Annotated in this window: 19 protein-coding genes and 2 pseudogenes; 12 read left to right on the forward strand and 9 right to left on the reverse strand. The window is 40.2% G+C overall.

Translation table 11 applies throughout. The features are described from left to right. Positions 1-14: 14 nt before the first annotated feature. From F896_RS05490 to F896_RS05465, 6 genes are all read left to right on the forward strand, one after another. On the forward strand, positions 15-1,073 hold the full coding sequence (locus F896_RS05490) for a hypothetical protein (protein WP_016164491.1): 1,059 nt from the start codon (positions 15-17) through the stop codon (positions 1,071-1,073). Positions 1,074-1,190: 117 nt separating this feature from the next. Next, positions 1,191-1,910, forward strand: a complete 720-nt coding sequence (gene minC / locus F896_RS05485) for a septum site-determining protein MinC (protein ID WP_016164492.1) — start codon at positions 1,191-1,193, stop codon at positions 1,908-1,910. A 74-nt stretch (positions 1,911-1,984) separates the two neighbouring features. Continuing rightward, a complete protein-coding gene (gene minD, locus F896_RS05480; RefSeq protein ID WP_004805162.1) occupies positions 1,985-2,797 on the forward strand; it encodes a septum site-determining protein MinD in 813 nt (270 codons plus the stop codon). A gap of 2 nt (positions 2,798-2,799) precedes the next feature. Further along, entirely contained in the window at positions 2,800-3,072 is a 273-nt protein-coding gene (gene minE, locus F896_RS05475) for a cell division topological specificity factor MinE (RefSeq protein WP_004655180.1), read from the forward strand. Between the two features lie 123 nt (positions 3,073-3,195). Beyond that, complete coding sequence (locus F896_RS05470) at positions 3,196-3,483, forward strand: PA4642 family protein (RefSeq protein WP_005150979.1); 288 nt, start codon at positions 3,196-3,198, stop codon at positions 3,481-3,483. Positions 3,484-3,631: 148 nt separating this feature from the next. Then, complete coding sequence (locus F896_RS05465) at positions 3,632-4,165, forward strand: hypothetical protein (RefSeq protein ID WP_032882304.1); 534 nt, start codon at positions 3,632-3,634, stop codon at positions 4,163-4,165. Between the two features lie 68 nt (positions 4,166-4,233). On the opposite strand, the gene F896_RS05460 is transcribed toward F896_RS05465, so the two are convergent. Beyond that, positions 4,234-7,305: a DNA translocase FtsK gene (locus F896_RS05460; protein WP_016164494.1), complete on the reverse strand. Its 3,072-nt coding sequence runs from the start codon at positions 7,303-7,305 to the stop codon at positions 4,234-4,236. A gap of 252 nt (positions 7,306-7,557) precedes the next feature. Between F896_RS05460 and trxB the strand changes: the two genes are divergently transcribed. The 6 genes and pseudogenes from trxB to F896_RS05425 all read left to right on the forward strand — a co-directional run. Beyond that, positions 7,558-8,508 (forward strand): thioredoxin-disulfide reductase, encoded by a 951-nt coding sequence (gene trxB, locus F896_RS05455; RefSeq protein ID WP_004805153.1) that lies wholly within the window; start codon positions 7,558-7,560, stop codon positions 8,506-8,508. Positions 8,509-8,624: 116 nt separating this feature from the next. Beyond that, positions 8,625-10,181 (forward strand): methyltransferase regulatory domain-containing protein, encoded by a 1,557-nt coding sequence (locus F896_RS05450; RefSeq protein ID WP_004805151.1) that lies wholly within the window; start codon positions 8,625-8,627, stop codon positions 10,179-10,181. An 86-nt stretch (positions 10,182-10,267) separates the two neighbouring features. Then, entirely contained in the window at positions 10,268-10,999 is a 732-nt protein-coding gene (gene aat, locus F896_RS05445; protein ID WP_016164495.1) for a leucyl/phenylalanyl-tRNA--protein transferase, read from the forward strand. A 28-nt stretch (positions 11,000-11,027) separates the two neighbouring features. Then, positions 11,028-11,624, forward strand: a pseudogene (locus F896_RS05440) (arginyl-transferase family protein); the annotation flags it as partial. Position 11,625: 1 nt separating this feature from the next. Beyond that, positions 11,626-12,791, forward strand: a protein-coding gene (locus F896_RS05430; RefSeq protein ID WP_085940850.1) for an IS3-like element ISAba21 family transposase whose coding sequence is annotated in 2 segments (ribosomal slippage) — positions 11,626-11,884 and positions 11,884-12,791 — 1,167 coding nt in all. Because the reading frame shifts where the segments join, the coding sequence is not laid out codon by codon here. Positions 12,792-12,829: 38 nt separating this feature from the next. Next, positions 12,830-13,120 (forward strand): annotated as a pseudogene (locus tag F896_RS05425) (arginyltransferase); the annotation flags it as partial. On the opposite strand, the gene rimI reads toward F896_RS05425, so the two are convergent. The 8 genes from rimI to F896_RS05385 all read right to left on the reverse strand — a co-directional run bounded on the left by rimI (position 13,106) and on the right by F896_RS05385 (position 22,173). Continuing rightward, positions 13,106-13,567, reverse strand: coding sequence for a ribosomal protein S18-alanine N-acetyltransferase (rimI, locus tag F896_RS05420; RefSeq protein ID WP_212750008.1), 462 nt, complete (start codon positions 13,565-13,567; stop codon positions 13,106-13,108). The pseudogene F896_RS05425 and the gene rimI overlap by 15 nt on opposite strands. Positions 13,568-13,660: 93 nt before the next feature. Beyond that, positions 13,661-14,545 (reverse strand): metal-dependent hydrolase, encoded by an 885-nt coding sequence (locus F896_RS05415; protein WP_016164499.1) that lies wholly within the window; start codon positions 14,543-14,545, stop codon positions 13,661-13,663. A 223-nt stretch (positions 14,546-14,768) separates the two neighbouring features. Beyond that, positions 14,769-15,650, reverse strand: coding sequence for a metal-dependent hydrolase (locus tag F896_RS05410; RefSeq protein ID WP_016164500.1), 882 nt, complete (start codon positions 15,648-15,650; stop codon positions 14,769-14,771). 427 nt (positions 15,651-16,077) lie between these two features. Next, on the reverse strand, positions 16,078-17,268 hold the full coding sequence (gene tuf / locus F896_RS05405) for an elongation factor Tu (protein WP_016164501.1): 1,191 nt from the start codon (positions 17,266-17,268) through the stop codon (positions 16,078-16,080). Positions 17,269-17,360: 92 nt separating this feature from the next. Then, a complete protein-coding gene (gene fusA / locus F896_RS05400; protein ID WP_016164502.1) occupies positions 17,361-19,499 on the reverse strand; it encodes an elongation factor G in 2,139 nt (712 codons plus the stop codon). A gap of 177 nt (positions 19,500-19,676) precedes the next feature. Then, complete coding sequence (gene rpsG, locus F896_RS05395) at positions 19,677-20,147, reverse strand: 30S ribosomal protein S7 (RefSeq protein WP_004638185.1); 471 nt, start codon at positions 20,145-20,147, stop codon at positions 19,677-19,679. Positions 20,148-20,306: 159 nt separating this feature from the next. After that, positions 20,307-20,681: a 30S ribosomal protein S12 gene (rpsL, locus tag F896_RS05390; protein WP_004648013.1), complete on the reverse strand. Its 375-nt coding sequence runs from the start codon at positions 20,679-20,681 to the stop codon at positions 20,307-20,309. Between the two features lie 160 nt (positions 20,682-20,841). Beyond that, positions 20,842-22,173, reverse strand: a complete 1,332-nt coding sequence (locus F896_RS05385; protein ID WP_016164503.1) for an EcsC family protein — start codon at positions 22,171-22,173, stop codon at positions 20,842-20,844. Positions 22,174-22,333: the final 160 nt, after the last annotated feature.

Here is a 22,333-nt window from a genome sequence, read left to right on the forward strand (position 1 = left end):
GATTGAGTAGAAACATGACCCAGCAGGACTCAGGAAAAAACTCTAAATATAGCTATGTCAATCCGAGCAGCAAGTTCTTCAAGCTGTTCCTTGTCTATGACATTTTCATGGTGTTTATTATTGTTTTTAATTTGTTCTGCTTAGGCATGAACTTTTTCTTGATGAGTAATATTGGTGCATGGTTTTTTAATACCATTCACCTCACAAATGTACTTGATTTCTATCGAACGTATTTACACCCTTGGGTGATTACTACTGAAGCTTGGTTTATCATCTTTTTGATTGCGGAACTATCTATTCGCTGGTTTCTTTCAATCGTACAAAAACATCATGCACGTTGGTGGTTCTTTCCCTTTATTCATTGGTACGAAATCATTGCGATTATTCCGCATTTCCGTTTCCTACGACTATTTCGTGCGGGAATTATCGCCTACCGACTGCATGAACTAGGCTATAAGGTCGTACCAGATGGGATTCGAGTCAAAGCTCTGTTTTACTATCGTGTCGTGATGGAGGAGCTTTCTGATCGTGTTGTCATCACAGTCATTGATGGTATCCGACATGAACTTGAAACCAGTTCAAGCCATAAAAAAATTATCCATGATCTGGTTGATCATCATCGACAATTGTTTACCGTAACGCTTTCATCAATGTTGCAGGAATCTTTAGCAACTGCTTTACAGCAACAACAACCCGTGATTACTCAAAAAGTAGGTGTCATTGTCAATCAAGCAATTGAAGATACGCCTGAACTGACGCAATTATTACGCTTGATTCCGATTGTAGGTGGCCGAATCGAACAACAAATACAAAGTATTGGACAACGCTTAGGTGAAAATATTAGTGCAGGCTTAATTGAACCCTTTACGTCAGGTTCAGCTCAAAGACCGAATGAAAATTATCAATTCATTGCAGAAAAAGTCAGCGAGCTAAATATTGATAATCAGTACTTAGAAGAATTGGTCGAATCAGTGGTATTTGAAAGCCTTGAAGCGATTCGAAAACAAGTAAAAGTAAAGCAATGGCAGCAAACTTTGCAAGAATATGATCAATTGGATAAAAAAGCAGAATGATTACAAGAAAAATTACCAATCAAGCTAGAGAATTCGTGTAATTTGTTCTAGCATTTGCTTTTATTTACAACACGCTTCAACACAATAGAGCGCTTAAAAAGCCCTGAAGGATAAATTATGGCTGATATACGGATTACGGGCAGAATGGTGAATTTTAGTCGACTGACTTTCGACACAAATGACCATAATGCAATCCGACAGCAACTTAGCGATACACTGAATGAAGGTTCTTATATCGGAACACTCGTCATTATTGATAGTACCGTTGAACAAGAGCTGATTGCTTTAATTCAGCTTTTAATTGATTTAGGGTTACAACCGATGGCCGTCATTGACGGCATTTTGGGTGATGAAGCTCGTGCGATTCAATTTCCTGTTCTCCCTGCCGATCAGCCCTTACAGCGAATCAAGGCATCCAAAGAACAGGTGGTTGACCATGCCCCTGCAAAAACAGTGGATAATGCTGCAATACAAACACCACAAAAAAATACATCGAATGCGTATATCACCTCTTATCATGATGAGATTTTGCGTACAGGCCAATGTTTGGTACAAGATCAGGGCGATATTATCTTAAATGCTGGCATGAATAGTGGATCAGAAGTAATTGCATCTGGAAATATTCACATTTATGGCAATGCTCGTGGTAGAGTCATTGCAGGCGCAGGTGGGCAAACTGCGGCACGTATTTTCTGCCATTCGCTCGAAGCAGAATTAATCTCTATTGCAGGGACTTATTGTGTAGCAGATGATATTCCAAAAGATATGATCAAAAAGCCTGTACATATTTATTTAAATAACAAGCAAGAACTTGAATTTGAAGCCTTGCAGTTTTAATTTATTTAATTGAGTTTTAAAAGCACCAAATAAGCCCTTTTAGGGGCGTATGACCATAAATAGGAGTGGATTCGGTGGCCAAAATTGTTGTCGTAACGTCAGGCAAAGGTGGTGTAGGTAAAACTACAACAAGCGCATCTTTTGCAACAGGTTTAGCCCTACGTGGTCATAAAACTGTTGTGATTGATTTCGATGTAGGTTTACGTAATCTAGATTTGATCATGGGCTGCGAACGCCGCGTAGTTTATGATTTCGTTAATGTGATTAATAATGAAGCACGCTTACAGCAAGCACTTATCCGTGATAAAGAGATTGAAAACTTATACATTCTCCCTGCATCACAAACACGTGATAAAGATGCCTTGAGCGATGAAGGTGTTGCGCGTGTCATTGATGAACTCTCTCAAGAGTTTGATTACATTATCTGCGACTCTCCTGCGGGTATTGAACGTGGTGCGATTTTAGCAATGTATCATGCTGATGAAGCAATCATTGTAACCAACCCTGAAATTTCATCCGTACGTGACTCAGATCGTATTATTGGTATGCTGGACAGCAAGACCAAAAAAGTTGAACAAAACGAAGGTCGTATCCGTAAGCACTTATGTATTACACGTTTTAACCCAGAGCGTGCTGATAAACAAGAAATGCTTACAATCGATGATATTTCGAAAGATATTTTGCGTGTGCCAACTTTGGGTGTCATCCCTGAGTGTCCGAGCGTACTTCAAGCATCAAACGAAGGTAAACCAGTGATTCTGTATACAGAAGAAAAAGCTGGACAAGCTTATGATGACTTAGTGGCTCGCTTCCTTGGCGAAGACCGTCCTTATCGACACATTGCAGTACAGCCAAAAGGTTGGTTAGCTAGACTATTTGGAGCGTAATTATGGCAGGATTCTGGAGTAAACTTTTTAGCAGTGATGAAAAGCCATCAAGTGCACAAACTGCCAAAGATCGTTTAAAGGTAATTGTTGCCTCTGAACAAGGTTTAGGTCGTCGCCTAGGCCAAGACAAAATCGACCAAATGAAAAAAGAAATCATGCAGGTGGTGAGTCGTTATGTTCGTGGTGTGGATGAACAGCATATTCAAATGCAGGTTCGTTCAGAAGCAAATATCGAAATGTTAGAAATGAATATCAATTTACCTGAAGATCGATAGAAGTTTTTTCATTAGCGATTTTTCGCAAATAAAGGCAGAATACGCGGGTGGATCTGGAAAGTATGACTTTTCGCCACTACAAGTATTTTGCCTTTATTATTTTATAAGACTGAGGAGATTGTCATGGCATTATCACAGCCAGCAACTTTCAATGAAGAATGGTCAGATGAGCGTGTGTTTGCCTACCTTAACCAACTTCCTCCAACTGGCGTAAATGCTGACTTTCATGTGCTCTATCATGCATTCAAACATATGCGTCCAAATGACTATGAACGCTTAATTACCCAGTTTTTGGCTGATGGTCGTGATCTCAATGCAACCAATCCTGAAGGTCAACGCATTCATGATGTGATTGCACAGTTCCCACGCCAAAAAGATGGTTTCTTGGAAGTCTTGGCAAAATTTGCCTAATTACTTCCTCCAATAATGCCATATGATTTATCTAAGCTATCGCTATCAGATCTTAATGATGTGGCATTATCTAAGAACCACGATATAACCAATTGTAATTTATTAAATTAAAATAAGATCAAGACAATTCTATTTTCCAAGAAAGACAATGACAAACACGAACAATCATTTAATTGAATCGCCTCCAACAAAACACCATCTTGCTGATCTGAGAATTATCAGCATGAAACAATTTATCATTTTATCCATCACTTCTTTTGGCTTATATCAAATTTGGTGGATGTTTAAAGCATGGCGATTCTTCGCAATCAAAGATAATTTAAACATTATGCCTGCCTTACGTGCCATTTTTTCAATCTTCTTCTTATATTCGCTGTTTAACAAGATTCAGGACTATGCCCAAGAAAATGGCTATACGCGGTCGTTCTCATCCATATGGATGTTCATTGGCTATCTAATAGTGGCATTTGCCTACTATCTGCCTGATCCTTATTGGTTAATTACCCTATTCGATTTCATTTTCTTAATCCCTGCTTTTGTCGCATTTAATTATGCAAAAATCCAATCCACAGACCTCAATGCAATTCGTCAAGAAAAACTCGGGGCTGGACATATCATTATCGTTGCAATTGGTTCTTTGTGTTGGCTATTAATCCTGATTGGTCTTTTTACTCGAGTCTAATCAAATCCAAATTCTTCTACAAATAAAAAAGCCTCTATGACTAGAGGCTTTTTAGCAAATAATTCTGATTAAACTAGAATATCTCGCTTACCATTGGCACCCATTGAACTTACGATGCCATTCTCTTCCATTTGATCAATAATACGAGCGGCACGGTTATAACCCAAGCTAAATTTACGCTGTAGCGATGAAGTCGATGCTTTGCGTGTCTCTAAAACGAACGATACACATTGATCGTACAGCGCATCACGACTTGGATCACCATCACCATCTTCAAAACCACGTGAGCTTGACTCTTCATCAAATGGGGTGAGGATTTCATCGACGTAATTAGGTTCACCACGTTCACGCCAAGCATCACAAATACGGTTCACTTCATCGTCACTAATAAAGGCGCCATGCACACGCTCAGGCTCGATTTTACCCGGACCAAGGAACAACATATCACCATGACCCAGTAAGTCCTCTGCACCACCCGCATCCAAAATAGTACGTGAGTCAATTTTACTGTTTACACGTAATGCAACACGGGTTGGAATATTGGCTTTAATTAAACCTGTAATTACGTCGACTGATGGGCGTTGCGTTGCAAGCAGTAAATGAATTCCTGCTGCACGCGATTTCTGTGCCAGACGAGTAATCATTTCTTCGGCTTTTTTACCGACTTGCATGATCATGTCAGCAAACTCATCGGCAACAATCACAATCGACGGTAATGGCGTCAAACGCGGTGCACGTTCACCGACAACTGAATCGCTGGCTTTCCACGTTGGATCAATTAAATCTTCACCATTGGCAATCGCCTCTTCGACCTTACGGTTATAGTCACTGAGTTTACGAATTTTCAGGAATGACATCAGCTTATAACGGCGTTCCATTTCATTAACACACCAATTTAGCGCGCTGACGGCATCTTTCATGTCCGTCACAACAGGCGTTAACAAGTGTGGAATATCATTATAGTTAGCCAGTTCAAGCTGTTTTGGATCGATCAAAATCAAGCGTAACTGGTCTGGTGTATATTTCAGCAACATCGATAAAATCATCGAGTTCACTGCAACCGACTTACCAGAACCTGTGGTCCCCGCAACCAACATATGTGGCGCTTTACCAAGGTCAGTAATTACAGGATTACCTGAAATGTCTTTACCCATCGCCATAGAGAGCAAACCCGCAGGGTCTTCAAAAGCTGGCGTTTTCAATAACTCAATCAACCGTACCATTTCGCGGCTACTATTCGGCACTTCAATTCCGATATATGGTTTTCCTGCAATCACTTCAACCACACGAACCGAAGCCATCGACATTGAACGTGCCAGATCACGTGAAATATTGGTCACTTTAGAAGCCTTTACACCCGGTGCAAGATCGAGTTCAAAGCGTGTTACGACTGGTCCCGGCTGGGCTTCGACCACCTGAGCCTTCACATTAAACTCTTGTAGTTTGATCTCTAAAAGCTCAGAAAGACGTGCTAATTGCTCAGCGGTAAAATTGACCTTTTTGTTTGGATCAACTTCATCCAGCAATTCCAGACCCGGTAAAGTCGGTAGATCACGGCGTTTTTGCGCCACTTGCATGGCGCGTGACATTGGACGGCCAAATGCATCCGTTAAAGGTGCATCTAGGTCAAAATCATCTTCAATATCCAAATCTGCATCTGGATCAGCTTTACCTGCCGTTTCTTGCCATGCTTCGATAAAGGCTTCTTTAGACAGGGTTTCTTTTTGTGTTGGTGTTGAAACTTCAATCGGTGCTTTTACAAAAGCAGAGGATTGCGCATAACTGGTCGTTCGTGGTGAAGCCTGTTCACGCTCTTCTTCGACCATAAGATCACTGAAATCATCCATATCCTCTGCAACAGCACGATGTATCTCATCTTGCGTGATATTCTGGACAGGAGCAACTGTATGCGACTGTGCAACTGTTGGTCTCGCAGATTCAGTGATCAGTGCTTCGATATCGGCCTCAAACTCTTCTTCCACAGGACTGTTTGGATTTGCTTGAGGCTCTTGAGTAAATGGTGTATGTAAATCTGTCGCCGTCTTACTATTCGGTACCGCAGCCAACAACTCATCAAAAATTTGATCATCATTCCAATCTAAATTACTGTGATTGGATTTTTGTGTTGCTCTTGCGACATCTGCATACTGTGCTGAAGCTTGAGGAGCGTCATCCGCTGCTCTTAATAATGCATCAATTTCTTGCTTATGGCTCGCATCATCACGCTGCAAAGCACGCCATACTTCACCTGTTTGAACCAAGCGTTGGCTTTCCGTTTCAAACTGGTGCGCACGTTGTAAAGTCTGTTCAAAATCTTCAATCTGTTCAGTTTGTACTGGCTGACTATCTTGTTGCTGCTCTTTTGCAAGTACATCGGCAAATAATTTTTCAGCCATCAACTGATGATGTGAATCATCAATTTTAATCAGTTTTGCTTGAACTTGATTCGCTTTAGCTTCACTCGTATCTGCTGCAAGATCAGACTCAGTTTGTACTTTATTCTTAATTGCAGGTGTATCAGCAGCAGCTAATTGCTCAGTCAGATCATATGCAGATTCATTCTGGGGGACATTTTTATAGAATAAATCTTGTAAATAAGCAGGTGTATTTTTCAGTGTGATCCACGTTTTATTCCACTGAATACCAAAGGCTAAAGTCAGCAATAGGATACTAAAAGCCAATAAGAATAAAGTTGCGCCATAGATCGTGAGTAATTGGGATAAACTCTGCCCTAACTCATAACCAATGATACCACCCGCTGCATTATCCAAAGTATCCGCAGGTGTATTCCAATGTAAATACAACAAGCTAGAAATTGAAAGAATCAAGAAAAACTGTGCAGCATAACGAAATGGGCGGTTTAAAAAGCTTCTTGGCCACCAGACTTGAATCGCTTCAATAAACAAAAAAATCGGGATTAGTAAACTTGCCCAGCCCAAGAAACCAAAAAGTAAATCTGCGATCCAAGCACCTGCTACACCACTTGCATTTGAAACCTGCTGGGTATCACTGGAAATATGCATCCAGCCCGGATCAAATGGTGTATAGGTTACTGTGGCAAGAAATAAATAAATGCCAAAAGAAATCAAAAATAATGTCATTAAAAAGCGTTGTGCATAAACACTTGACACCGCAGTCATATACAGTCCTGTAACCCAATTCGTTATTTGTTAATATCTTTCAAGGCCTAAAATGCCTTAATCAATAAGTTTTATATTATGCACTCGTTCTTACAAAAAAGATGCACGATTGTTTACTGTTGTTGTTAACATCCTGCACGGATATAGCTCAATTCGATTGAGTTAATCAATATTATCCCGATGGATTTAAACCACTCCGCTCTGGATTCACGTATAATTTTAGCAGTTTTGATATAAAAAGGATGTTCTTTAATGAGCGCTCGTCACTCACGGTTAATTATTTTGGGTTCTGGTCCTGCAGGTTATAGCGCAGCAGTCTATGCTGCTCGTGCCAACCTCAAGCCAACACTGATTGCGGGTTTGCAATTAGGTGGTCAATTAACAACGACCACTGAAGTTGACAACTGGCCAGGTGACCCAGAAGGATTAACTGGTCCTGTACTTATGGAACGTATGCAAGCTCATGCAGAACGTTTCGGTACAGAAATTGTCTACGATCATATCAATGAAGTAGATCTTAAAACTCGTCCATTCGTACTCAAAGGCGATATGGAAGAGTACACGTGTGATGCGTTGATTATTGCAACAGGTGCAACTGCACAATACCTAGGTCTTGAATCTGAAGCTGCGTTTATGGGCCAAGGTGTGAGCGCATGTGCAACCTGTGATGGTTTCTTCTATAAGAACCAAAATGTTATGGTTGTTGGTGGTGGTAACACAGCAGTTGAAGAAGCACTTTATCTTTCTAATATTGCAGCGCATGTGACCCTTGTTCACCGTCGTGACAGCTTACGTTCTGAAAAGATTTTACAAGACCATCTTTTTGCCAAAGAAAAAGAAGGCAAAATCAGTATTATCTGGAACCATCAAGTGGATGAAGTATTGGGTGACAAAACAGGCGTAACAGCTGTTCGTATTCAATCAACCCAAGATTCAAGCACGCAAGATGTCCAAGTTCAAGGCTTGTTTGTTGCGATCGGACATAAACCGAATACAGGTATGTTTGATGGCCAGTTAAATCTGCGTGATGGCTATATCCAAGTACATAGTGGAACTGCAGGTAATGCAACTGCTGCCTCTATTGAAGGCGTATTTGCTGCAGGCGATGTGGCGGATAGTATTTATCGCCAAGCGATTACTTCAGCGGGCTCAGGCTGTATGGCAGCATTAGATGCAGAGAAATATCTCGATAATCTAAACTAATTAGGCCAATATTAAAAAACCACCAATCTTTGGTGGTTTTTTTTTGCGAGTATCCATACAATCGAAAAATTGACGGCTTTTTAAACATATCAACAATCAGTCTATAGGATATATCAATGACAACGACCTGGACGAATGGCTACCAAACGGAAGTAAATTATACCTACGGTTATTATCGAGACCTCAGCCCGAATTTCCAAAAGTTTTGCTTACTTTTAAATGGCATCGACAGTCCAGATTTTCAGGAAAATCATAATCATTGTGAACTTGGCTTTGGCCAAGGCGTCAGTATTAATATTCACGCAACCTGTAATGAAGCTGCATTCTACGGTACGGACTTCAATCCAGCACATGCAGCACATGCCAATCAACTGGCCGAACAAACCCAAACTGAACATTATTTCTATGATGATAGTTTTGAAGAGCTGCTTAATCGTTCTGACCTCCCCATGTTTGATTCGATCAGCCTACATGGGATTTGGAGCTGGATCAGCTATGAAAATCAGCACATTATTCTCAAATTTATTCGTAAATTCTTAAAACCCAATGGTATTGTCTATATCAGCTATAACTGCGTTACCGGTTGGGCTGCCAATATGCCAATTCGCGAACTGTTCCATAGCCATTTTAAGTTTAATAGCAAAAGTACCAATCCTCTGCAAAAGGTCAATGAAGCCCTCACCTTCAGCGAAGACTTACTTAAGCAAAATCCAATTTTTGCCCAACGCAATCCCAATGCTGTACAAAAAGTCGCGGATTTAAAACAGCAAAATCCAAACTATTTGATTCACGAATACCTCAATCAAGATTGGCAATGTTTTTCCTTCCAGCAAATTGTCCGCATTCTGGATGAAATCAAATTGTCCTATGCGGGTTCAACCGATTTAAACACACACCTCGATAACATCAATTTTTCAGAACAGCACCAAGCTTTTTTGAATGCCATTGAGCACCCTATTTTTAAAGAACAATGCCGTGACTATTTTGCCAACACGCAATTTAGACGTGACTTGTTTATTCGAGGTAAAAATAACTTAACCCCATTACAGGCACAAGAACGACTGCGCAACACGGCCTTTGTGTTACTGACAGCCAAGGAACAACTACCAACCAGTATCAGTGGACTATTAGGCACCTTTAATTTAATTGAAGAAATTTATCTGCCCATCGGTGATAAATTTGCAAAGGAAAACTATCAACCACTGACCATTTTTGAACTAGAACAAAGTTTGCCAGATCTCAACTATGCAAAAATTCTCAATGCTTTAGTCATTCTATCGCACCTTGGTCTAGCCCAACCTTGCCAAAACTTAGACCCGAAGCAACAAACTTTAGAGCAATCCCAACGTTTAAATCACTACTTATTAAAGCAAGCGAGTTTTCATCAAAACTATAATGTCCTGATTAGCCCAATTACAGGAATTGGTATTCCGACTGAGCATTTCCATCAGCTGTTTTATCGTGCACATTTCATTGATGGTTTAGCATCAGCAAGTGAATTTGCGCAATATGTACAGGATGCAATTAGCCAACTCAATTGGTTAGTCTTGGACAGCGAAGGTAAAACCGTATCAGACAAAGAAAAAAGTCTTGAAATTATTCAAACAAAAGCTCAACTTTTCCTCGACAGTAAAAAATTAGAAATTGCTAAGCATTTACGTTTGTTTGATTAATCTGTTATAGGGAGTGGCTCTGCTAATGATTGCCATTCCCTATAACTTCAGTTAGCTTAGAATCAATCTTATTGTTTTTTTATCTTATGCAACAACTCCCACCCTCGCAATATATTTTCCCGAATCCAATCGAAGCTGATCCTGAAGGACAAGGATTTATTTGTATTGGTGCAGACCTATCCCCTTCTACTTTATTTGAAGCCTATACACATGGGCTGTTCCCTTGGTTCAATGAAGATGAGCCAATTTGCTGGTGGAGCCCTGAACCTCGTTGCATTATCGAGCCACATGCTTACAAACCAAGTAAATCTTTAATTCGGAATATGAAAAAGCACGATTATCGAATTACGATTAATCATGCTTTTGAAAATGTGATTCGCTCATGCTCAATGCCACGTAGCTATGCCAATGAAACCTGGATTAGTGAAGATATCATCGAAGGCTATTGTGCATTATTCCAAGCGGGTTATGCTTATAGTGTTGAAGTCTGGCAGCAGGATAAATTAGTTGGCGGATTATATGGTGTCAGTATTGGTAAAGGCTGTTTCGGTGAATCGATGTTTAGCACTGAAACAGACGTTTCTAAAATGGCTTTCTATACCTTAATGTTGATTGGGCAAGAAAATCAGTTGCCATGGATTGATTGCCAATTAGTCAACGAGCATCTTTTAAGCCTCGGTGCGAGTACACTTTCTCGCCAAGCCTACCTTAAATCGTTACAAGATGTAATTATTGCCCCCTCTATCAATTGGAAAAGTTATCAAGAACGTGTATTTTCAAGTAAAACAATAGCAGTTTTTGCAAAATTAGACGGTTAACGGATTAACACCTTGGAGGGACAGATTAATGAAATCATATCAACCCAAGTCCCTTTTAAATGACTTACAGTACTATATTACGCCACCGCACGACTGCAGTTATCTTGATAACAAATCAGCTCGAATGGTATTCCTAGACCCAATTCATCGTATCGATGTGGTGACTTTGTCAGAACTTTCACGCGTTGGTTTTCGCCGTAGCGGTGATTTTGTCTATCGTCCTGAATGTCACTTATGCCGCCAATGCTTATCTTGTCGTGTTCCCGTTCAAGAATTTAAAATGAATAGCAGCCAAAAAAAGGCATGGAAACGCAATCAAGATTTGCAAATGAGTATTTTGCCGACTTCGCAAGCAACTCAACAACACTATGACCTATATGAACGTTACATCAATGAACGTCACTCAGATGGTGATATGTACCCTGCCAGTCTGGATCAGTTTGAAAAATTTCTGGTCCATAGCTGCACAGAAAGTTTCTTTATTGAACTATGGAAAGACCAAAAACTGATTGGTGTTTCAACCTGTGATTTGATGGATGATGGACTGTCAGCCGTTTATATGATGTGTGCTGAGAAAACAGGAGGTTTTAACTTGGTAAACTATAGACACTCATCAGGAGTTTACCATGAGCAAGAAACAGAAGACTTACACCGCAGAATTTAAAGTTGAAGCAATAAAATTGATTGAAGCCAATCAAGGCAATGTATCGGAAACAGCCAGACAACTTGGCATTTCAATGCAAACTCTTTCAAATTGGAATAATAAAGCAAAGACTGGCACCTTAGCAGGCACTAAACAATATTCACCTGATCTAAATGCCTTACTCGAAGAAAATAAAAAGCTCAAACAACAGCTCAAAACAGCTGAAATGGAACGTGAATTTCTAAAAAAGGCAGCAGCGTACTTTGCGAAAGAAAGTCAGTAAGGTACGCCTATATGAAACAGCAAAGACATTTATTCCCGATTAGCTTTATGGCTAGATTACTTCACGTTTCAGTGTCACGATTTTATGATTGGCTAAAACGAGGCATGAATAAAAGATTGGTTCAGCGAAATCAACAGACAATTTTGGTCAAAATAGCTCATGAGGAAACTAAACAAAGCTATGGCTATATTCGATTAACTAAGCATTTACAAGCGCAAGGTATCAAAATCAGTACGTATGCTGTACGTCAAATAAAAAAGCTCAACCAGCTGTATTGTAAGCGTCATAAGCGTTTCAAAAGAACTACGAAGAGTGATCATAATCGAGCGATCTACGCAAATTTACTAGAGCAACAGTTTTCAATGACTAAGCCCAATCTTGCATGGTCAAGCGATATTACATACATTTGGACTGCTGAAGGTTGGTTATACTTGGCAGCAGTAAAAGACCTGTACACGAAACAAGTGGTTGGCTATAGCTTAAATGAGCGTATGACCGCACAACTTGTTTGCAATGCACTGACTATGGCGATTCGTAATCAAAAACCAACGAAAGGCTTAATTGTTCATTCGGACAGAGGCAGCCAATATTGCAGCCATGAATATCGAAAGATACTGGAAAAATGTGATTTTCAAGGTTCAATGAGCAAACGTGGGGACTGTTACGATAATGCACCGATTGAAAGTTTCTGGGGCATACTCAAGAATGAATTAGTGCATCATTGCAACTATAAAACCAGAGATGAAGCTAAAGCAGATATTACAAAATACATTGTGTTATTTTATAATCAGCGAAGAATTCAAAAGAGTTTGGATTTTAAAACGCCAAATCAAATAGCAGAGAACTTTTATCGGTTAGCTGCCTAGCATATCCCAAGTGAAAGTCTCCTGCTAATTCAGCACATATCAATACCTTCTTTGATCCAGATGAACAACGGCGTTCTTTAGGTGTGTTTGCGATCCTTAAACAAATCGAATATGTACGTACATTAAACCTAGACTATTTATACCTAGGCTACTGGGTGCCTCATTCACCTAAAATGAATTATAAATCGCAATATACGCCACTCGAATTATTGCTTGATGGGCAATGGCGTCGGCTCAATCGCCCACTATCCGAAAATGAAATCCATCAGCTCGGCGATTCATTAATGAGTACCCTACCCTCTGAATGGAATAATTTAATTATTAAATAACGCTGCAAAATCATCCGTGCATGTCTTGACCATAATCACGGCATGCTCTCTTGAACCATCGGGATTTGGATAATAATTTTTACGCAAATCAATTTGGTGAAAACCCGCCTTTTCATACAAACGAATTGCGGCTCTATTGCTCTCACGGACTTCCAGAAAAATCTGGATCGGATTATTTTTTAATTGTTGAATTGAACTTTCTAATAATTCATAACCAAGTCCTTTGCCCTGTTGACTTGGATGAATCGCCATCAACAATAAATTCGCTTCATCTAAAACTGGCTGCAAAATACAGAAACCCACCACCTGATTGGCTTGCTCATACACCGTACATTGATAAGAGGCAAAGGATTCCTGAAACTGCTGCTTCGACCATGGGTGTGTTTGAACTAAAGCCTCAATTGCAGAAACACGATCTAAATCTTTTTCTTGCATCAATCGAATCACGATCTGCTACTCAATAAAATACTGCTGCAGATTATCAGCAATTTAAAGCAAAATTTGAATAAAAAAATGGGCAGTTTTGACTGCCCATTGAAGTTAACTTAAATTAAAACCCAACTCAGCCCGCCATTTATTCAGCAACGCAGTGGTATCTTGATCGTTTGGATGAAACTTCGGTCTTAAGAAATCCAATAAGGTTGGAATTTGGCGAGTCATAAAGCCTTTATAGCCATACATGAATTTGATCATGTATTTGGTATCACGCCATGTCAATTTACCATCAGTTCGCAAAAGTTTCGCCGTGAAATACGATTGAGTGATAAAAATCAAACCCATCGCAATGACCAAAGCCAATGAACGCATAAAATACGCTTTAGGGCCTTGTCCATACATCGCTTGATAGACATCAAAGGCAACTGCCTTATGTTCATTTTCTTCTACTGCGTGCCACATCCATAGATGGTACATGGTTTGATCCATAAACATCGCTTGGATGTCTGGATTACTCAACAACTCTTCAGCAATGGTGGAAGTAAAGTGCTCTAAGGCACAAGTTCCAGTAAGCCCAATCATCTCTTTACTAAAACCAAATGGTTTTAGTACTTTTGAAGCAACGCCTATGGTGCGATTAATCAAACGCCCTGTTTGAGCTTCTAATTCACGAACGTCATAACCATAAGCTTGTGCTGAAGCATTAAAAGCTAAATGTTCTTTAGAATGCATCGCTTCTTGACCAATAAAGGCACTGATCTCTTTCTGTAGTCGCTGATCGGCCAATTTAGGGTCATTACGTAACGCACGGGTACTATTCACAAAGAATTGTTCGCCCTCTGGAAATAGTGCTGAAAGCGCAGTCATAAAATGTGTTAATGCTGCATCACCATTGGCCCAATAACGAGGCACTTCACCAAATTCAAAGTCCATTCGGCGTACAGGAAAACTGGCGCCAGCTCGGTTTGAAATATTAACTTTAGCATTCATACCCTGTTCTCCTATACGATGAATACGCTTCATTGATTATTTTCTATACTTTATTTATACGCCCTTTTCAGCGCATTCAATAAGTGCAGATAAGGTCAGAAAAGCATCATCTTAGGACATGTCACCTTACTCAAAATCCTTTATGAAATGAAAGATTAAAATAAAAAAAGGGACAAAATTAATTGTCCCTTTCCAGGAATTTCGAGGCATATAGAGGGAAGATTTATAGACCTAATTTTGCCTTCCAATCTTGTAATAATTGCACAGTATCTAAATCATTTGGATGGAAACCAGGCTTGAAGTACGCCAACATTTCACCTGCCATTCCAGAGATAATTCCTTTCGACGGGCTATAGGCATATTCATAAATCATACCGAGCTCTTTGAGATTTAATTTTCCATCATCTTTCAATAATTTCAATACGAATGACGATTGGGTCAAGAAAATTGCAACCATCGAAACGACCAGTGCAGTATTACGTAATGCGTAGGCCTTTACGCCACGACCAAAAATTTCTTCATACACATCATAAGCAACTGCTTTATGCTCATTTTCTTCTACCGCATGCCATAACCACATATATTCCATGGTCTTGTCTTGCATCAATGCTTGGATATGCGGATTACGCAATAATTCTGAAGCAATGGTTGCAGTAAAATGTTCGAGCGCTGTCGTTGCAGTCAAATCCACCATTTCTTGCGTCATGCCAAATGGCTTAACCAATTTAGCAAATAGTTTACGACCTGTTTGAATCACGATACCTGTTCTTCGTTCAAGAGTCTCGACATCATGACCATACTTCTGAGTTGAAGCATTAAAGTTGACATGCTCTTGGGTATGCATCGCCTCTTGCCCAATAAAAGCACTGATTTCTTTTTGCAGTTTTTCATTGTCTTTAATAGCTGGGTGGTAACGTACAGCACGAACTGAGTCAATAAATAGTTTTTCGCCATCTGGAAACAATGCAGATAAGCCTGTCATAAAATGTGTCAAGCCTGCAGAACCACTGACCCAATATTCTGGAACTTCATTAAAATCAAAATTCATACGACGTACTGGGAAACTTGCACCTGCACGATTCGAAACATTTACTTTAGCATTCATGCTGCCTACTCCTTTTCAGTGGAATATCTCCACTGAGCACTTTTGTTCGTTTTCTTGAGTTTTATATTACGGTTTTATACGAATCAATTAAGTGCAGTTTAGGACAGCGTGCTATCAGTTTGGGACATGAGGAGGAAAAGGAGTGATAAGTGAAACTACTTTTCTGACGTAAAGGAAAATTTTAATTAAGTATTAAAATTTTCGACGCAAGAGGAAAAGAAAAAAAGTAACACTAATTTTCGACGCAAGAGGAAAAGAAAATAAATGAAACTACTTTTCTGACGCAAGGAAAAATTTAATTAAGTATTAAATTTTTCGAACCAAGAGAAATTCAATTGAATATTAGATTTCGATATAAGAAAAGAAATACAAAACCACAGACATAAAAAAACACCCCAGAGGGGTGTTTTTTTATCACTTTAAGCGATTATGCAGTTACTTTAGCAACAACACCAGCGCCTACAGTACGACCACCTTCACGGATCGCAAAACGTAGACCTGGGTCCATTGCGATCGGGTGGATTAACTCTACTGACATCTCAACGTTGTCACCAGGCATTACCATTTCTACGCCATCTTGTAATTTGATCGCGCCAGTTACGTCAGTTGTACGGAAGTAGAACTGTGGACGGTAACCGTTAAGGAATGGAGTATGACGACCACCTTCTTCTTTAGAAAGTACGTATACTTCTGCATCGAATTTAGTGTGCGGCTTGATTGTACCTGGCTTAGCAAGTACTTGACCACGTTGTACGTCTTCACGCTTAGTACCACGTAAAAGAACACCACAGTTCTCGCCTGCACGACCTTCGTCAAGCAATTTACGGAACATTTCTACGCCAGTTACAGTCGTTTTAACCGTATCTTTGATACCTACGATTTCAACTTCTTCACCAACTTTTACGATACCAGCTTCTACACGACCAGTTACTACTGTACCACGGCCTGAGATAGAGAATACGTCTTCGATTGGCATCAAGAATGCTTTGTCGATAGCACGTTCTGGTTCTGGAATGTAAGAATCAAGTGCAGCAACTAAGTCGATTACAGCTTGTTCGCCATAAGGACCATCGTTACCGTTTAATGCTTGAAGAGCTGAACCACGGATGATTGGAGTGTCATCACCTGGGAAGTCATAAGTAGAAAGAAGTTCACGAACTTCCATTTCTACTAATTCAAGTAATTCTTCATCATCAACAAGGTCACACTTGTTCAAGAATACGATGATGTAAGGTACACCAACCTGACGTGAAAGAAGGATGTGTTCACGAGTTTGTGGCATTGGACCATCAGTCGCAGCACATACAAGGATCGCGCCGTCCATCTGAGCAGCACCAGTAATCATGTTTTTAACATAATCGGCGTGGCCCGGGCAGTCTACGTGAGCGTAGTGACGGATTGGAGAATCGTATTCTACGTGTGAAGTATTAATTGTAATACCACGTGCTTTTTCTTCAGGAGCTGAGTCGATTTGTGAGTAATCTTTCGCTTCACCGCCGTAAGTTTTTGCACAAATAGTTGCAATCGCAGCAGTTAAAGTTGTTTTACCATGGTCAACGTGACCAATTGTACCCACGTTTACGTGTGGTTTATTACGTTCAAACTTGGCTTTAGCCATGATGATCTTCCTTTATAAACTGCTCATGAGGGTCACCCATGAGCACTTGGTTTTTTAACTAAATTTAGTTGGGTAATATAGTAATCGAAAGATTACTCGTCGTCACCTTTTTTACCGCCAGCTTGGAACTTAGCGATGATGCCTTCAGCCACGTTACGTGGTGTTTCAGCGTATTTAGCGAATTCCATAGAATAAGTCGCACGACCTTGAGACATAGAACGCATTTGAGTCGCGTAACCAAACATCTCAGCCAATGGAACTTCTGCTTTAATTGCTTTTGTTCCACCAGGAAGATCGTCCATACCTTGAACCATACCACGACGACGGTTTAAGTCACCCATGATATCGCCCATGTAGTCTTCTGGAGTTTCTACTTCAACTTTCATGATTGGTTCAAGAAGGATAGGATCAGCTTTCATGAAACCGTCACGGAAAGCGTACGAACCAGCCATTTTGAACGACAATTCGTCAGAGTCGACATCGTGGTAAGAACCATCAAATAATGTCGCTTTGATACCCACAACAGGGTAACCAGCCAATACACCATTCTTCATACGTTCTTGAATACCTTTATCAACCGCACCAAAGAATTCTTTAGGTACTGTACCGCCGACAACTTCTTCAGCGAATTGGTATTCTTTACCAGCTTCTTCAACATCCATAGGCTCTAAACGAACATATACATGACCGAATTTACCTTTACCACCTGTTTGACGAACAAACTTACCTTCTTGCTCAACAGACTTTTTGATCGTTTCACGGTAAGCAACCATTGGTTTACCAATGTTCGCTTCAACACCGAATTCACGCTTCATACGGTCAACGATGATGTCAAGGTGAAGCTCGCCCATACCAGCAATAATGGTTTGACCAGATTCTTCATCTGTACGAACGCGGAACGATGGATCTTCTTTAGCCAAACGACCTAAAGCAATTGACATTTTTTCTTGGTCAGCTTTAGTTTTTGGTTCAACAGCCAATGAAATTACTGGCTCTGGGAATTCCATACGCTCAAGTGTAATGATGTTTTTCTCATCACATAATGTATCACCCGTAGTAACGTCTTTAAGACCTACACACGCTGCGATATCACCTGCACGGATTTCATCAAGATCTTGACGTTCGTTCGCATGCATTTGCACGATACGACCGATACGTTCACGCTTAGATTTAACTGGGTTATAAACCGGATCACCTTGTTTAAGAACACCAGAATAAACACGTACGAATGTTAAGTTACCTACGAACTTATCGTTCATGATTTTGAACGCAAGTGCAGAGAACGGAGCTTCGTCAGATGCTTCACGAGATGCTTTAGTTTCATCTTTGTCGTCAAGAATACCTTCAATCGCTTTAACTTCTGTTGGAGAAGGTAAGAATTGAATTACAGCATCCAACATACGTTGAACACCTTTGTTCTTGAACGCTGAACCACAAAGCATAACTTGGATTTCAGATGCCAAAGTACGAGTACGTAAACCAGCGATGATTTCTTCTTTAGAAAGATCGCCTTCTTCTAGGTACTTGTCCATTAACTCTTCAGATGCTTCAGCCGCAGCTTCAACCATCTTAGTACGCCATTCGTTCGCAGTATCAACGAGGTCAGCAGGAATATCACCGTATTCGAACTTCATACCTTGAGATGCTTCATCCCAGATAATCGCTTTCATTTCGATAAGGTCAACAACACCTGTAAACGTATCTTCTGCACCGATTGGCACAACGATAGGTACAGGATTACCACCTAAACGGGTTTTAACTTGCTCAACAGCACGGAAGAAGTTTGCACCAGTACGGTCCATCTTGTTCACAAATGCTAAACGAGGCACTTTATATTTGTTTGCTTGACGCCATACAGTTTCAGACTGAGGTTGAACACCACCAACTGCACAGTAAACCATACACGCACCATCAAGAACACGCATAGAACGTTCAACTTCGATTGTGAAGTCTACGTGTCCCGGTGTATCGATTACGTTGATACGGTGTTGTGGGAATTGGCTACTCATACCTGACCAGAAACAAGTTGTTGCAGCAGAGGTAATTGTAATACCACGCTCTTGCTCTTGTTCCATCCAGTCCATTGTTGCTGCACCATCGTGTACTTCACCAATTTTGTGAGATACACCTGTGTAGAACAAAATACGTTCTGTTGTAGTTGTTTTACCTGCGTCAATGTGCGCAGAAATACCGATGTTACGGTAATTACTAATTGGGGTTTGGCGAGCCATGATGTCTACATTCCTAAATGTTATATTTAAAACAGGACGCATCAATTAAATTGATGCGCACAAATATCCAAGCAGGCAACTTAAATACCCGCAAAGCCCCCACTTTGGTAAAGAGCGATGTTGAATCGAGCTGCGGTACGCATGAATATTCTCCTGATTAGGGACTGTTTTATCCGCTTAGAAACGGTAGTGAGAGAAGGCTTTGTTGGCTTCAGCCATACGATGCACGTCTTCACGTTTTTTGATCGCTGCACCTTTACCTTCAGCTGCATCAAGCAACTCACCAGCAAGACGTAAAGCCATCGTTTTTTCAGAACGCTTAGCAGCAGCATCTACTAACCAACGCATAGCTAAAGCAGTACGACGGGATGGGCGTACTTCCATAGGTACTTGATAAGTAGCACCACCAACACGGCGTGCTTTTACTTCGACCATAGGACGAACTTTTTCAAGAGTAGTCTCGAAAAATTCAACTGGGTCTACTTTGTTTTTTTCTTGAACACGTTCTAAAGCACCGTAAACGATACCTTCAGCAACAGACTTTTTACCATCTTGCATTACGTGGTTCATGAATTTAGCGATTGTTTGGCTGCTAAATTTTGGATCTGGAAGGATCTCACGAGCAGCGACTACGCGACGTCTTGGCATTTTAATACACCTAATAATATGACACTTCAGGATAATCCAGCAGTTTGTACAAGTGTCATGTACTTTCGCTGGCCTTACTATACGTCGCTTGAATTACAAATCTATGAAGAATTCAAACAAGCGAAACGCTAAAGGGTTGCTTGGACTAGTTTCCTAGAATTACTTCTTAGGACGCTTAGTACCGTATTTAGAACGTGACTGGTTACGATCTTTAACGCCAGCACAGTCTAAAGAACCACGAACGGTATGGTAACGTACACCTGGTAAGTCTTTAACACGACCACCACGGATAAGAACAACACTGTGCTCTTGTAGGTTATGACCTTCACCACCGATATAGCTTGATACTTCAAAACCTGAAGTTAAGCGAACACGGCAAACCTTACGCATTGCTGAGTTAGGTTTTTTAGGTGTAGTAGTATAAACACGTGTACATACACCACGACGTTGTGGACAAGCCTTCAACGCAGGAACTTTAGATTTTTCAATCAAAGTTGTACGACCCTTACGGATCAACTGATTTGTTGTTGCCATTTGGCAATTCTCCCGTTATTAAACAACCTTAAAAAAAGAAAAGAACCTCTTTTTAAGGGCACATAATTGTAAGCTAAGAAGTAAAAATGGTCAACATTTCAAGTGTCGACCATTTCTGATGTTTGTTGTGTTTTTTATGTCTAAAACATTACAGCCAAATTTAGCTATGTTTTGTTGACGCAGGTTCTATATCAATTGATTTTTGCTCAGCCTCAACATCCTCAAAAGTTTCATCTTGCTGTACTTTTAATGCAGGCTGTTGTTCTGCATGGGGATGTTCAATCACATGCTGTTCTGCAAGTTGTTGAATTCCTTCTTCTACCTCGTCATCTACAGCGACTGTCGAAACTTTATTTGCTTTAACTTGAACCGTCACTTTAGTGATCACATCATTCTGCTCATCTAATGCTGTGGTTTTGTTGGCTTCTGCCACTGCACTTAATAAACGTGGACTCGCCTTTTTCAACAAAGCTTCCGCTTTAAAATATGCATCTAGTGGCGAAATTTTTTCATGGGGATGTTCATTGATATAGAAGCGAGCTGCACCAAAAATAGATTGTGATTTATGCCCAACATCCTCTAATAGTCTCCAACTATAGAAACCACCCAGTGCTGCACCTGCAACAGGTGTCAATTTACTAAGTACAGAAGCTTGAGGAATCCGATTGAGCCAGTTCCACTTAAATTGACCACTTTCATCCACCAACCATTTTTTCACCAACTCAATATCATTATTTGAACCTAACAATTGCTGAAACTGTTGCAAATCATGCGTTTCCAACATTGATCTCAACGCTTTTAACGCAACTAACAAGGTTTGTTTTTCCGCAACTAAACTCAAATCAATTTCTTTAAAGATGAAAGCAACGATTTCTTGATCTGTATCTTCAGATAAATCAAAACCGTGTGAACGACCTGTTTGATATATCGTTCTCAAAGTCAAAACAATAGATGCAGGAATATCGATCGCCGCACCCCAGACACCCGTTGCACCTGTAATCGCACCTTGAGCTGCAGCTAATAATTTATTTTGTTCAATCAATGCCTGACTTAAGCGCTGTGAACGCCCTGTATCTGTGGTCAGTTCCATAATATCTTTCACCCCAGCTTCCTCAAGGATTTTTTCAGTCAGGGAACTATTCGAACTAAACTCATTTAACCATTGGAATAAATAGTCTGAGACCTTATCACCCAAATCTGGTGAAACAAATGAAGCCACACTATTCACTCGGTTATAATGACGACCCAACAATTGATGAGATAATTTTGGAAATTGTTGGCGTAGCATTTGTTGAGGATTTTCATATTTTTCGACCTCAAATGGACTTTTGAAACGTGCTTTTCCTTCAACAATATTGGATGAATTCGCGAGTTCTGCACCCGATGTGGTTGGGGCAACTTGAAATTTCTGTAATTCTGAACTGAGCTTTTTAGCCACTCCAAAGGCTTGTGCAAATAAACCTGAAGATTGCTTGTTTTTAGATTTTGTCATCAAGTACCTCTGTTGTGTAATCTGTGCATTTCTAGGTAAATACTAGGTTGAATGCAGATTTATCTCAACTTTTATCTGTGTTCTTTCTTTACGTTTCGTCACAACATCGCGAATATTTACGAATATTTACACAACTGGAAATAGGCATAAGATTTGCCAT

It is taken from the genome of Acinetobacter genomosp. 15BJ, assembly GCF_000400715.1.
In the GTDB taxonomy this organism is placed as follows: Bacteria; Pseudomonadota; Gammaproteobacteria; order Pseudomonadales; family Moraxellaceae; genus Acinetobacter.